This is a genomic window from Kocuria coralli, from assembly GCF_008831305.1.
Lineage (GTDB): Bacteria > Actinomycetota > Actinomycetes > Actinomycetales > Micrococcaceae > Kocuria > Kocuria coralli.
Map to the genome: position 1 here is coordinate 25,780 of NZ_ML708630.1, position 12,968 is coordinate 38,747.

Consider the following 12,968-nt stretch of genomic DNA (forward strand, 5'->3'; position numbering starts at 1 on the left):
ATATCGCCTCTCCGCGCAATCGTTAGGAACCGCTACCCGCAGAGGGTACACGGGAGGAGCCGCTCTCCTGGGGGACCGGCTTGCCCAAGGGGCCGAACAGGGACCGGAGGTAGATCGCCATGCCACCGGTCGCGGCGGCCACGATCACCGCCAGCGCCGAGACGAGCGGTTCGCGTCCCAGGAAGAACAGGGCCAGGAGGATCAGGACCACGGTGACCGCGGCCAGCGCCCACAGGGTGATCCTGCTCCGCTGATTCCAGGAGCCTCCCTCCGAGGACGCTGCCGTCCCGCCCGCAGAGGACTTGCCACCGACACGGGTGGACCCGCCCGGCCTGGACGCGAAGGCGCTCTGGCCGGCGCCGGAGGCCGCCATGCCCTTGCGCCACTTCTTCGCGTTCTTGCCGCGTTCGGCCTCCGTGGGCACGTAGGAGGAGGGGACCTCGTACTCATCGGCCTCGGGCAGGAGCTCATCCCCCTCACGGGGCAGTTCCTGGTACCAGGCGGGGTCGATCGAGTCCGGACGCGCGGCCTGGACGGTCAGGGAGACCTCGTAGGCCGAGCCCCGGATGGTCGCCCACACCGCGGTCAGCAGCTCATGCTCGAAGGCATGCCGGATGACCGGGATGAACTGCTCCGAGAGCTGGGTGGAGAACCGGCCGACCACCTGACGCTCGTGCAGCACTTCCACGATCTCGGCGTGATCGCCGTGGTGGGTACGGATCTGATTGACCTCGAGGGTCAGGAAGAGCCGCGCTTCGCCGGACTTGGGCAGGATCGAATGCAGATACGCGGCGTGGTCCTGTTCATCCAGGACTTTGATCGAGGGGCCCTGGGGAAGGACGGTCGAGCGCTGCGGGGGAGAGTTCACGGGAAACAGCAGGTCCGGCGGTGACAGCTGCACCCGGCCGGTCGCGTCCACCTCGGGGGTCCCGTCCTCGTCGACCAGCGTGGCCTTCAGGACGATCGGCGCGGTCGGGACGAGCCCGGAGGCCACCACACGGGTCACGGCCGGCCAGTACCGTGCCGCGTCCTCCTTGGCCAGATGACCGACCTGGTTCTCGCCCACGCGCACCGAGATGGTCCTGGGGTCGAAGGGGTTGTCCGGTTCCGGGATCAGCGAGGCGTCTCCCGTAAAGGTCTCGACCATCCCGTAGGGCAACGAACCGAAGACGCGGAGTATCTCGGCGTCGTAGAAGTTCTCGGTGACGATCTCCAGAGAACCGCGATCATTCAGCGCGTAGTGGGTCATGGTCTCCCTTAGTCCTGAGAGATGGGGGGAAGCGTGGCGCTCCGGACTGCCACGTCACGTCTGAACCCGAGCACATCGGGACCGTCATAGTCTTTCACGGATTGCCCACATTTTAGGGGATTGGCAGGCTGCCGCGAGGCCTGTTCCCGCCGGTCGGACCCCGGTCACGAGCGGGCGCATGCCTGGATGCGCACGAGCCGCCGCCGTTCGTCCAGCTGCTCGGCGAGCAGTCTGCGCAGAGCCCCCGGGGCGTCCCCATGGTGCTTCAGCCAGGCCTCCGTCGAGCGGACGACGGCGTCGCCCGCTCCCTCTGAGTCCGCTCCCTCTGAGTCCGCTTCCTCCGACTGTGCCGCGGACTCGCAGGCCCGGGGGTAGAGGCCGGTGACCACGCGGGTGGCCATGCCGATCGACCGGGTCGCCCACTGCCCGGCGAGCACGGCGAAGTACCGGTCCCGGTAGGGCTCGAGCAACGACGGTTCCCCCAGCTGGAACCCCATGATGGTGGCGGTCAGCAGATCGTTCGACAGCTCCGCCCCCAGGATCTCCTCCCAGGCGGCCTCCTTGGCCTCCTGGGTAGGACGTGACGCCAGCGTCCGGGCGCGCCCGATCTGCGCCTCACGGGAGGCGTCTCGCTGGGACTCCAGGGCGATCCACGAATCCCCGGCGTGTCCGGAGGCCACCAGCCCGGTCAGCAGCCGCCAGCGGAGGGCGGGGCCCAGGCGCAGACCGGGGAGGGCCTCGGTGCCGCGCAGAAGGGCCTCCGCCCACTGCGCATACGTGCCGTCACGGGCCAGCAGGTGCCCGAAGGTGCGGGCCAGGGCGGTCTGCTCGTCCGAACCGGGGGCGGCGGCACGCAGTCGTGTGACCACGAAGTCGGTGAGCTGCCGGCGGCGCTCCGGGCGGTGGCGCTGCGGCAGGTAGTGCTCCAGCGCCTCGAGCGCCCGTTCCAGGGCGGTCTCGAAGATCACGGACTCCGTCTCCCGCCCGATGTGGTGGATCACCGCGCCGATGTAGTCGTCCGGATCCAGCCGGGCGTCGCGGACCATGGACCACAGGTGGCTCCACGCCACGGCTCGGGCCATCGGCTGCGGCAGATCGCCGAGGTGCTCCAGCAGCCCGGCGGCACCGTCCGGGTCCAGGCGGTACTGGGCGTAGTCGAGGTCGTCGTCGTTGACCAGGACCAGACCAGCGCTCCCGACCAGGCCGGGGAGGTCGATGGCACGGCCGGGCTCATGGCCGGCCGGGATGTCGACGCCGATCCGGCGGGAACGCTCCAGGTCCCCTCGACGGGAGGCGGGACTATGGGACGCGGAATCGTGGGACGCGGAATCGTGGGATGCGGGGGAGTACAGGCCCACCGCCAGGTGGTGCGCCCGCGCCGAGGAGGGGTCCTGGGCAGTGCCCTGAGGGATCAGCGCGGCTCGTGTGATGGGCGAGGCGATGCCCGTCGCCTCGCGCTCGATCACCACGTCGATCTCCGTGGCGTTGGTGGTGCTCAGCCAGTCCCGGGCCCACGCCCGGGTGTCCCGGGCAGAGGATTCCTCCAGCACGGCCAGGAAGTCCGCCAGCTCCGCCGAACCCCATGCGTGGCGGCGGAAGTAGAGACGGCAGGCCTCCACGAAGGCCTCGATCCCCACGAAGGCGACCAGCTGCTTGAGCGCGGCTGCGCCCTTGGCATAGGTGATGCCGTCGAAGTTCTGCTTGGCCGCCGCGACGTCGGGGACATCCGCCACGATCGGGTGCGTCGTGCTCAGGGCGTCCTGCCGGTAGGCCCATGCCTTGCGCCGGACGGCGAATCCGGCCCACGCACTCCTGAACTCCGTGGCCTCCGCCGAGGCGTAGGCGCCCATGAACTCCGCGAAGGACTCCTTGAGCCACAGGTCCTCCCACCACCGGATGGTGACCAGGTCCCCGAAGTACATGTGCGCCATCTCGTGCAGCACGGTGTTGGCCCGGCCCGCGCGTTGCTGGGCGGTGGGACCGTCCGGGAAGAGGTAGTCCTCCGTCAGGGTCACCAGCCCGGGGTTCTCCATCGCCCCCAGGTTGTACTCGGGCACGAAAGCCTGCCCGTAGGAGCCGAAGGGCAGCTCGAGGTCGAACAGGTCCGTGTAGAAGTCCAGGCCGGCGCGGGTGAGGTCGAACAACTCCTCCGCCGGCAGGTGCCGGGCCATGGAGGCGCGGCACCACAGCGTCAGCGGCAGCGTCTGGTTCCGGCCCTTGGTGCTGCTGGTCCAGACGCTGTCCACCCGGTGGTACGGGCCCGCCAGCACGGCCGTGAGGTAGCTGGGGATCGGAGTGGTGGCGGTGAACCGGTGCAGGAGGCCCTGCCCGTCCTCGGGGACGCGGGGCGCAGCGGCCCCGGCCGCTGCGCTCTCGCCCGCCGGGGCCGGGAGCGCGTTGGAGGCGACCGACCATCCCCGCGGTGCGGTGATGGTGAACGTCCACGGGCAACGCAGGTCCGGCTGATCGAAGCACGGCACCACACGACGGGCATCCGTGGGCTCGTACTGGGTGTACAGGTACGTGGCGCCGTCCTCCGGGTCGGTATAACGGTGCAGGCCCTCACCGGAGCGGGAGTAGTACCCGCTGCCCTCGACCACCACCGTGTTGCGCTCCCGGAGCCCGGTGAGCTCGATCCTCCCGGGGCTCACGGCTTTCGCGAGCGCCTCCTCGCTCACGGCGGTGCCGTTGATCTCCAAACGATGGACGTCGCCGATGAAATCGAGGAAGGAGGAGGCTGCCGCGCAGGTGAAGTCCCAGCGGATACGGACCGGGAAGGTGGCGATCGCCGGATCGGGAGCCCCCGTCAGGTCGAGCTCCACCTCGGCTCCCTGCAGGGTCAGGGACCGGGAGCGAGCAGCGGCGTCCGCACGGGTGAGATCGTAGTGAGACACCGTCCCAGTGTAGGAACCCGATCCGGTTCGCGGCGATCGCCGGCCCGGCGCGCGGCGCGAACGCGGTAACACCCGTGAACAGAATCCGCGGAGCCTTAGGATCTCAGCAGGATCTTCCGTGTGCGCCCCATCACGAAATGGTCCCGCAACACATCTGCGCCAGGCTTATGCGCGGTCATCCGCAAGACCAGCCGAGCGAACCGCACAGTTCGCGTGACCGGGGCTTTCGGGCTCGCGCCCGGGACCGACAATCGAAGGGAAGTGATCCACCAGCATGACGGATCTGTTCGCCTCCTACGCCCACGACATGGCCGGGTCGGGAGCGTACGACGAGATGTTCACCGACCAGCACAACGTTCGTTCGGCTTTCCATCGCGTCTCGGACGTGCTCAGTTCGCTGGACCTGAGCGACGTCACCTCCCGCGACGAGTCCATGGCCCGCTCCTTCCTGGACCGCGGGGTCACCTTCGACTTCGCCGGCGAGGAGCGCCCGTTCCCCCTCGACATCGTTCCCCGTGTGCTCACGATGGGCGAATGGGAGGTGATCGAACGCGGTGTGAAACAGCGGGTCAGGGCCCTGGAACTGTTCCTGGACGACGTCTACGGCGAGCAGAAGATGATCGACGACGGCATCGTGCCCCGCTCCCTGATCACCTCGTCGGCCCATTTCCACCGCACCGTCTGGGGCTTCAAGCCCGTGGGCGGGGTGCGGATCCACGTGGCGGGCATCGACGTCGTCCGCGACAATGACGGCGTCTTCCGGGTGCTCGAGGACAACGTCCGGGTGCCCTCCGGGGTCTCCTACGTGCTCGAGAACCGGCGGGCCATGATGAAGGGCCTGCCGGAGGCCTTCATGTCCACGCCGATCATGCCCGTGGACTCCTACCCCCGCCACCTGCTGCACGCCCTCAAGGCGACGGCCCCCGAGCCGGGCGAGGACGCCGTCGTCGTGGTCCTGACGCCGGGTGTCTTCAACTCCGCCTATTTCGAGCACACCCTGCTGGCGGGGCTGATGGGCGTGGAGCTGGTGGAGGGGCGCGACCTCGTGGTGCGCGGTGACCGCGTGTACATGCGCACCACCGAAGGCGAACAGCGCGTGGACGTGATCTACAAGCGCATCGACGACGACTTCACGGACCCGCTGCAGCTGCTGCCGGATTCCGTGCTGGGCTGCCCGGGGCTGGTGAACGCCGCCCGGGCGGGCAACGTGACCATCGCCAATGCCATCGGCAACGGCGTGGCCGACGACAAGCTGGTCTACTCCTACGTTCCCGAGCTGATCCGCTATTACCTGGACGAGGAACCCATCCTGCCCAACGTGGATACCTACCGTCTGGAAGAGGACGAGGCCCGCGAGTACGTCCTCGCCCACCTGGAGGAGCTGGTGGTCAAGCCCGTGGACGGCTCGGGCGGCAAGGGCATCGTGATCGGCCCGCATGCCACGCCCGAGGAGCTGGAGGAGCTGCGGGCCAAGGTCCTGGCCGACCCGCGCGGCTGGATCGCCCAGCCGGTGCTGCAGCTGTCCACCGTCCCCACCTTCGACGGCGAGGGGTTCAGCCCTCGGCACGTTGACCTGCGCCCGTTCTGCGTGAACTCGGGTGAGGACATGTTCGTCCTGCCCGGCGGGCTCACCAGGGTGGCCATGACCAAGGGGTCGCTGATCGTGAACTCCTCGCAGGGCGGCGGGTCCAAGGACACCTGGGTGGTCGGCAACCGGTACGCCCCGGTGCACCGCAATCCCGAAGCCGAGGAGAAGGTGGCCTCCATGGCCTCCTTCCCGGTCTCCGGGCACTGGGCCGACGACGCCGACCTGGCCGACCAGATGCAACAGCAACAACAGCAGGCCAGCCGAGGCCGGGCCGGAGAGGAGCAGGGCGCATGCTGAGCCGCATTGCAGAATCGTTGTTCTGGATCGGGCGCTACATGGAACGCGCCGACGGGGTCTCCAGGATCCTGGACGTCCATCTCGAGCGCATCACCCAGCTGCCGGAGGCGGAGCAGTCGCAGGAGCTGCGCCGCATCATGGACGTGATGGGAGCACCCTCGACCGACGAGAACCCCGATGTGGGCGTGCTCATCCACGAACTCGCGTGGAACCGCCAGTCCAAGACCTCGATTGCGGGCTCCGTCAACGCCGCCCGTGAGAACGCGCGCCGGGCCCGGGAGATCGTCTCCTCCAAGATGTGGGAGGCCGTGAACTCGACCTACTACGGCCTCAACCAGCACCGGCACGATGTGGTGGGCACCTTCCGCATGTGCCAGTGGGCCGCGGAGCGCATCTCCACCATCCGGGGCCAGGCGGAGATGACGATGTCCCACGACCAGTCCTGGCAGTTCCTGACCCTGGGGGTCACCCTGGAGCGGGCGGATATGACGGCCCGTCTCCTGTGGACCCGCACCTCTGGGCTGTCGCCGTCGGCGGAGACCTCCTGGGTGGACATCCTGCACTGCGCCGGCGCCTACGAGGCGTTCCTGCGCACCAGGAACGGGTCCTTCAACGACGAGTCCGCCGTGCGCTTCCTGCTGCTGGACCGCCTGTTCCCGCGCTCGATCATCTACTCGCTGACCCACGCCGAGCGCATCCTCGAGGCGCTGGACCCCGGCTCCCGGCGGATGGGCTTCACCAATGACGCCCGCCGGATCATCGGCCGGGCCCGGGCCGAACTGGAGTTCCTGAACTCGGAGAACATCACCCGCGAGCTGCCGAAGCATCTCAACGAGGTGCAGGCCGCCGTGGCCAGCACCGCCGAGTTCGTGACCGACAAGTACTTCACGCACGAGCAGGAATCGTCTTGGTTTGGAGGGGTACTGTGACCCGGCTGAAGATCAACCACGTGACCCGGTACGTCTACGACACCAAGGTCAAGCGCTCGCATAACGAGGCGCGTATGACGCCCCTGGGCGACGACGAACAGGTGGTGCTGAAGGCGGAGCTCGCGGTCAAGCCGAGCTCGGCGCACATCCACAACTACGTGGATTACTTCGGCACCCGGGTCGCGGATTTCGACGTCCCCACGCGGCACTCCATCCTGGAGGTCCGTTCCTCCTCCGAGGTGGAGGTCAACCGGTTCACGGTGGATCCCGACAGGCCCGGAGTGACCTGGGAGGATCTGAAGGATCCGAAGATCCGGGACCGTTACGCCGAGTACCTGGTCACCACCCCCCTGACCACGCCGGGCAAGGAGCTGCAGGCGGTGGCCGACGAGGTGCGCGCCACGGCGGCCACGCCGTTCGACGCGGTGCAGGCGATCCTCAAGCGCATCGCCGGGAAGGTCACCTACGAGTCCGGGGTCACCGGGGTCCACACCGACGCCGACGCCGTCTGGGCCGACGGGCGCGGGGTGTGCCAGGATCTGGCGCACGTCGCGATCGCCCTCCTGCGGCACGCAGGGATCCCCGCCCGCTATGTCTCCGGCTATCTCCACCCGGATGATTCCGCGGGGATCGGGGTGACCGTGGTGGGGGAGTCCCATGCGTGGATCGAATGGTGGGACACCCGGTGGATCGGCTACGACCCCACCAATCACAAGTACCTTGACGACCTGCACGTCAAGGTCGGCCATGGCCGCGACTACAAGGACATCCCGCCGCTCAAGGGCATGGTCACCGGCGGGGGCGGCACGCAGGAGCTCGACGTCAACGTCGAGGTCACCCGCCTGGAGTAGATCTCCAGAGCAGGGATTAGAGCCGGCCTGAGCGGGTGGCATCGCCCGTGACGTGCTGAGAGCCGGTTTCAGAGACTGAAACCGGCTCTCAGCACGTCACCGCAGGGGTCTGCGCGACTACTCGAACTTGTAGTTCTTGGGGATCACGGTGATCCCGGACTCCGTGACGTGCAGGCCGCGCGCACGGTCCTCCTCGGCGCTCACGCCGACGCGCACGCCCTGGGGCACCACCANTCCTCGGCGCTCACGCCGACGCGCACGCCCTGGGGCACCACCACGTTCTTGTCGACGATGCAGCGCTCGACCACCGCGTCCTGCTCGATCACGACGTTCTGCAGCAGCACGGACTGGTCGACGCGCGCGTGGTTGTTCACCTTGACGTTGGGGGAGAGGATCGACTCCAGCACCCGGCCCCCGGCGACGATCACACCGGGCGAGAGGATCGAGTCCGTCGCCACACCGCCCTCCTGGTACGGGCCGCGGACCAGCTTGGCCGGCGGAGCGGTGACCTGGTGGGTGTAGAGCGGCCAGGCGGTGTTGTAGAGGTTAAACACCGGCATGGGACGCAGCAGGTCCATGTGGGAGTCGTAGTAGGAATCCAGGGTCCCGACGTCGCGCCAGTACTGCCGGTCCCGGTCGGCCGAGCCCGGCACGTCATTGTGGGTGAAGTCGTAGACGACCGCTTCGCCGCGATCGGCGAAGTACGGCATGATATCCCCGCCCATGTCGTGCTGGGTGTCATCGCGGGACTCATCCTGACGCAGTGCTTCGACCAGGTCATCCGTGTTGAACACGTAGTTGCCCATCGAGGCCAGGAACTGGGTGGGGTCGTCGTCCAGCGGGCGCGTGGACGCCGGCTTCTCGACGAACTGGGTGATCTTGGTGGGATCGTTGGGGTCGGTCTCGATCACGCCGAAGGAGGTCACCAGGTCCAGCGGCTGGCGCACGCCGGCCACGGTGGCCTTGGCCCCCGACTCGATATGGAAGTCCACCATCTGCGAGAAGTCCATGCGGTAGACGTGGTCCGCCCCGACCACGACGACGATGTCCGGGCGGGCGTCGTCGATGAGGTTCATGGACTGGAAGATCGCGTTGGCCGAGCCGAGGAACCAGTCCTTGCCGTGACGCTGCTGGGCGGGCACGGAGGCGATGTAGTTGCCCAGCAGGGTGGACAGGCGCCAGGTCTCGGACAGGTGGCGGTCCAGCGAGTGGGACTTGTACTGGGTGAGCACCACGATCTGCAGGTAACCGGAGTTGACCAGATTCGACAGGGCGAAATCGATCAGCCGGTACGTCCCCCCGAACGGGACAGCCGGCTTTGCCCGGTCTTCCGTCAGCGGCATCAGGCGCTTGCCCTCGCCGCCGGCCAGAACAATCGCAAGGACCTTTTTGCGAGCCATGTTCTACCTCTCAAGACTTCGTCGTCGTGAACGGGCTGACGCCCGTCTCCAAGCGAGCCCCATGAGGTAGCTCACTCTATAGGAGTAACTCAACCGCACTGCGCACGTCCGACGGAAGCGGGCTCGAGGAGATTTCGGCAAGCGTCCGTTACTTTGCGTCCAATACGAGCGGGGTCGCGGGTCGAATGTAGTCTGGATCACGTGCGTATCGACATTGTGTCCAAAGAGTTCCCGCCCGCGATCTACGGGGGAGCCGGCGTCCACGTCGCCGAGCTGTCCCGCGTGCTCGCCCCGCTGGTCGAACTGAATGTCCGCTGCTTCGGCGAACCCCGCGAGCCCGAGTTCCACGGTGCTGCCGTGCAGGCGTACCAGGTTCCGACCGACCTCCAGGGTCAGAACGCGACCATCGAGACCCTGGGTACGGATCTCGCCATGGTCGGAGACATCGGAGGCGCGGACCTGGTGCATTCGCACACCTGGTACGCGAACATGGCCGGCCACCTCGCCTCCCTGATGCACGGCATCCCCCATGTGGTTTCCGCCCACTCCCTGGAGCCCCTGCGGCCCTGGAAAGCGGAACAGCTCGGCGGCGGATACGCCATCTCCTCCTACGTCGAGAAGACCGCCTACCTCGGTGCAGCGGCCGTGATCGCCGTCTCCGACGGCATGCGCAACGACATCCTGCGCTGCTACCCGGAGATCGACCCGGACAAGGTGCAGGTGGTGCACAACGGCATCGACGTCAGCCAGTGGGACCGCGACGAGAACACCGACGTTCTCGAGCGCTTCGGCATCGATCCCAAGCGGCCGTCCGTGGCGTTCGTGGGTCGAGTGACCCGGCAGAAGGGCGTCCCCTTCCTGCTGCGCGCAGCCCAGCAGCTGCCGCCGGAGGTCCAGCTGGTCCTGTGCGCCGGTGCCGCCGACACCCCCGAACTCGCCGCCGAGGTCAACGCCCTGATCGACGAGCTCAAGGCGACCCGCGACGGCGTCGTACTGATCGAGAAGATGCTCCCGCGGCGCGACGTCATCCAGATCCTCTCCAACTGCACCGCCTTCGCCTGCCCGTCCATCTACGAGCCCCTCGGCATCGTGAACCTCGAGGCCATGGCCTGCGGCTCCGCCGTCGTGGCGACCGCCACGGGCGGCATCCCCGAGGTGGTCGTGGAAGGGGAGACCGGCCGCCTGGTGCCGATCGAGCAGGTCGACGACGGATCGGGCACGCCCTTGGATCCCGAGAAGTTCGTCAACGACTTCGCCGCGGCGCTCATCGATGTGATCTCCGATCCCGCACGTGCGCGTGCGATGGGCGAGGCCGGGCGCAAGCGCGCCGAGGAGAGCTTCTCCTGGGAGTCCATCGCCCAGCGGACCATCGACGTCTACAAGTCCGTGCTGGCCTGAGAAGTCTCAGGGCTCAGGCGGAGGCCCGCCTGAGCCCCGGTGACCCTGCGACGGCGCTGATTGTGCTAAAGTCATCGTCGTTGCTCGGCGGCCGAGCGGGTGGATGAACGCCCGCGAAGGTACGACCGGTCACCTGCGCGGGTGGCGGAATAGGCAGACGCGCTAGCTTGAGGTGCTAGTCCTCGTATTAGAGGGTGGGGGTTCAAGTCCCCCTCCGCGCACAGTTGGTCATTTGTACGAGAACGTGGATCACGTTTGTGCGAATGACCGGAACGAGGTCGGATTGCTCCTTCGGGTGTGATCCGGCCTCGTTCGTTTCCCGGCGCGCGCCCCTCCAAGCCTGATGAGGACGGAGCAAGCGGTGCTGAGGTCGTTGGAGGCGCGCTTGAGAGGCGAATCCGGGCGGGCTCACGCCCATGGGACAGTGCGTGGGTGAAATGAGTATCAGGTTCCGACCGCGACGGCGGGTGGGGCGTTGGGCACGACGGTCCACCCTCGGGTGGCCCCTTACCTCCGTGCCCGACGAAGAGGTGCAGACGCGATGCGCATCAGACCGACTTAGCCATTGAGCCAGTCGATGATCTTGCGGACGTTGGTCACCGCGACCGTGACGACGAGGCTGAGCAGCTGATCGATCCAACCGCGCCGAGGCCGCATCTCCGCGTCGTCCACTGGCATGAACTTCCCGTCCTTGATCGACTTGTTCATCGACTCCACGGACTGCTGCCCCGTTGAGTAGTGGTCCTGCTACTTTGGGGGAACGATAGGAGTAGGCCTGCTCGCACGCCTGATGCAAGGCGCGTCCACGGCGGCGATGCCGGTAGCCCTTCGTGTGCTGGTAGAGGGCCTGTCCATCGCTGTCTGGGCGCTCCTTCGGGCGGAGCATTTAGCGTTCACCCCGCTTGATGCGCTCCGCATACGCTTGGGTGGAGATGCGCTCGGGGTCACTGGCTTCGCGAAGGAAGTAGTCAATCGTGGCGCTGACCATGGGTCCAGGCATGTCTGGGCAAGTACCAGCGGCCCTCAACCATGATCGCGCCTTTTGTGGGAGGGCGACTGCCCGAGGCTCGTCTGAGTGCGGTTGTAGTTGAACACCAGGGAGTACCCGCGCTTCCTGATCGGCAGGGCGAGGTTCTCGGGCTTCTTCCCGGGGAGGTAGGGCCGGTCACTGACGAAGTGCCCGGGCGGGATGCCGCGCGCAAGGACGGCATCGACACAGCCGAGAGCGTTCTTCTCAAGCTCGTGCCCCGGGACCGCGAGAGTCGCGCTGAGGATCATGACGGGGACGTTGTCGCCGTAGGTGACGGCGGTGTGGAGTTCCCGCGCCCAGGACACAATTGAGGATCGGCGCTGGTACTTCGTCGCCGCCCTGGAAGTGGCCTCACCGTTGTGGTCGCCGTCGCGCTTGTACCATCCAGCTTCTGGGTCTGAGGAGGCAAACAGGGAGGCGTGTCCGCGTCCTCGGCCAGGAGATGCAATGACGGTCGCATCAACTGCGATGTCACCCTTGAACTCACGACGAACCTCGCGCGGCAGGAGCATCCACGGCTCTCCGAGCAGGGCGTTGCCGAACTCGTGTACCCGAGCGCGGTGAACCTTCGACTTCTCCTTATCCCTCGCTGCCAGCCGTTCAGCAAGTTGGATCTTCGTCAGAGTCTTGTAGAGCCATCCCGGCTTGGGGTCCATGAGGCGCACGAGACGTCGGTACGAGTTGTAGGCGCGATGATAGAGCGCGCTGTCGCTGAGGCCCTCGGCACTGTGATGTCGAGGACGGCGAGGGACTCGGTGCTGGCTTTTCGCAGGAGCCTCCGCATCTCCGTGAACAGGGCGGAGCGGCGGCTCAGGATCAGTACGAGCATGAGGGTGATGACCTGGACTTCGGAGAGCCACGTAGTCGGCCCCAGTTTGCGCGCAGCCCGATCCTCGCTCCGCCACGCATCGACCATTACGGTGATGCCGCTGTGCTCCACGATCCGCTGTGCGGTCCGGAACTCGTTGACTTTATCTCCCAGCCCGCCCTCGGCGGGGAAGAAGTCCATGCTGAACAGACCCGCGAGGGAGGCGTTGTCCCTCGGGGTCGTGTTCGTGCTGGATCTCTTCGCCATGAGGTCTCAGACGACTCTCAAGGCGCGTCGCATGGAGCGCCGCACGTCGTCCTGGCTCGGTACGTTCACGAAGGGGAGCAACTTCTCGATGGTCAGGAAGGTCTCTAGCCCAGCGGCAACGGATAGTGGCCCCAGGGGCGTGCCGGTGTTGAGGTGGTGCGCGATCCACGTGTTCCCTCAGCCGCGAGACGTTCGAGCGACGACCTGCTTCGGGCTGAGTCTTCGCAGGGGACTGCCGCACCGTTAGGTGACATCTG

Annotated in this window: 10 protein-coding genes, 1 tRNA gene and 1 pseudogene; 5 read left to right on the top strand and 7 right to left on the bottom strand. The window is 67.2% G+C overall.

The window, feature by feature from the left end; genetic code table 11:
• Positions 1-22 precede the first annotated feature (22 nt).
• On the bottom strand, positions 23-1,249 hold the full coding sequence (locus tag FCK90_RS13870) for a hypothetical protein (protein WP_181954329.1): 1,227 nt from the start codon (positions 1,247-1,249) through the stop codon (positions 23-25).
• A 164-nt stretch (positions 1,250-1,413) separates the two neighbouring features.
• Positions 1,414-4,143, bottom strand: a complete 2,730-nt coding sequence (pepN, locus tag FCK90_RS13875) for an aminopeptidase N (protein ID WP_158034904.1) — start codon at positions 4,141-4,143, stop codon at positions 1,414-1,416.
• A gap of 274 nt (positions 4,144-4,417) precedes the next feature.
• On the opposite strand from pepN, the gene FCK90_RS13880 reads away from it, so the two are divergent.
• Genes FCK90_RS13880 through FCK90_RS13890 form a run of 3 tightly spaced genes read left to right on the top strand, consistent with a single transcriptional unit; the run spans position 4,418 to position 7,808 of the window.
• A complete protein-coding gene (locus FCK90_RS13880) occupies positions 4,418-6,028 on the top strand; it encodes a circularly permuted type 2 ATP-grasp protein (protein ID WP_158034905.1) in 1,611 nt (536 codons plus the stop codon).
• Entirely contained in the window at positions 6,022-6,957 is a 936-nt protein-coding gene (locus FCK90_RS13885) for an alpha-E domain-containing protein (protein ID WP_158034906.1), read from the top strand. The genes FCK90_RS13880 and FCK90_RS13885 overlap by 7 nt, the downstream gene beginning before the upstream one ends.
• Positions 6,954-7,808, top strand: a complete 855-nt coding sequence (locus FCK90_RS13890) for a transglutaminase family protein (RefSeq protein WP_158034907.1) — start codon at positions 6,954-6,956, stop codon at positions 7,806-7,808. The genes FCK90_RS13885 and FCK90_RS13890 overlap by 4 nt, the downstream gene beginning before the upstream one ends.
• A 117-nt stretch (positions 7,809-7,925) precedes the next feature.
• Here FCK90_RS13890 and FCK90_RS16065 read toward each other — a convergent pair.
• Positions 7,926-8,041 (bottom strand): GlgC family sugar phosphate nucleotidyltransferase (locus FCK90_RS16065; protein WP_484499254.1); only part of this gene is annotated, 116 nt, incomplete at its 5' end.
• Position 8,042: 1 nt separating this feature from the next.
• Positions 8,043-9,208: pseudogene (glgC, locus tag FCK90_RS13895) on the bottom strand (glucose-1-phosphate adenylyltransferase); the annotation flags it as partial.
• A 201-nt stretch (positions 9,209-9,409) separates the two neighbouring features.
• On the opposite strand from glgC, the gene glgA reads away from it, so the two are divergent.
• Both glgA and FCK90_RS13905 read left to right on the top strand, forming a co-directional pair.
• Complete coding sequence (gene glgA / locus FCK90_RS13900) at positions 9,410-10,606, top strand: glycogen synthase (RefSeq protein ID WP_158034909.1); 1,197 nt, start codon at positions 9,410-9,412, stop codon at positions 10,604-10,606.
• A 135-nt stretch (positions 10,607-10,741) separates the two neighbouring features.
• Positions 10,742-10,827: transfer RNA gene (locus FCK90_RS13905), tRNA-Leu, on the top strand.
• A 337-nt stretch (positions 10,828-11,164) separates the two neighbouring features.
• Here the strand turns inward: FCK90_RS13905 and FCK90_RS15450 are convergent.
• The 3 genes from FCK90_RS15450 to FCK90_RS13915 form a co-directional block, all read right to left on the bottom strand.
• The gene (locus tag FCK90_RS15450; protein ID WP_181954330.1) at positions 11,165-11,314 is read right to left on the bottom strand and encodes a hypothetical protein; all 150 of its coding nucleotides are present in this window, start codon (positions 11,312-11,314) and stop codon (positions 11,165-11,167) included.
• Between the two features lie 315 nt (positions 11,315-11,629).
• A complete protein-coding gene (locus FCK90_RS13910; RefSeq protein WP_158034910.1) occupies positions 11,630-12,292 on the bottom strand; it encodes a hypothetical protein in 663 nt (220 codons plus the stop codon).
• Positions 12,256-12,711, bottom strand: coding sequence for a hypothetical protein (locus FCK90_RS13915; RefSeq protein ID WP_158034911.1), 456 nt, complete (start codon positions 12,709-12,711; stop codon positions 12,256-12,258). Before FCK90_RS13915 ends, FCK90_RS13910 begins: the two co-directional genes overlap by 37 nt.
• Positions 12,712-12,968 lie beyond the last annotated feature (257 nt).

Excerpts from the sequence above, each read along its gene's own strand:
- FCK90_RS13870 (WP_181954329.1), bottom strand. The coding sequence starts at position 1,249 with ATGACCCACTACGCGCTGAATGATCGCGGTTCTCTGGAGATCGTCACC.
- FCK90_RS15450 (WP_181954330.1), bottom strand. The coding sequence starts at position 11,314 with ATGAACAAGTCGATCAAGGACGGGAAGTTCATGCCAGTGGACGACGCG.
- FCK90_RS13910 (WP_158034910.1), bottom strand. The coding sequence starts at position 12,292 with ATGGACCCCAAGCCGGGATGGCTCTACAAGACTCTGACGAAGATCCAA.
- FCK90_RS13885 (WP_158034906.1), top strand. The coding sequence starts at position 6,022 with ATGCTGAGCCGCATTGCAGAATCGTTGTTCTGGATCGGGCGCTACATG.
- FCK90_RS13915 (WP_158034911.1), bottom strand. The coding sequence starts at position 12,711 with ATGGCGAAGAGATCCAGCACGAACACGACCCCGAGGGACAACGCCTCC.
- FCK90_RS13880 (WP_158034905.1), top strand. The coding sequence starts at position 4,418 with ATGACGGATCTGTTCGCCTCCTACGCCCACGACATGGCCGGGTCGGGA.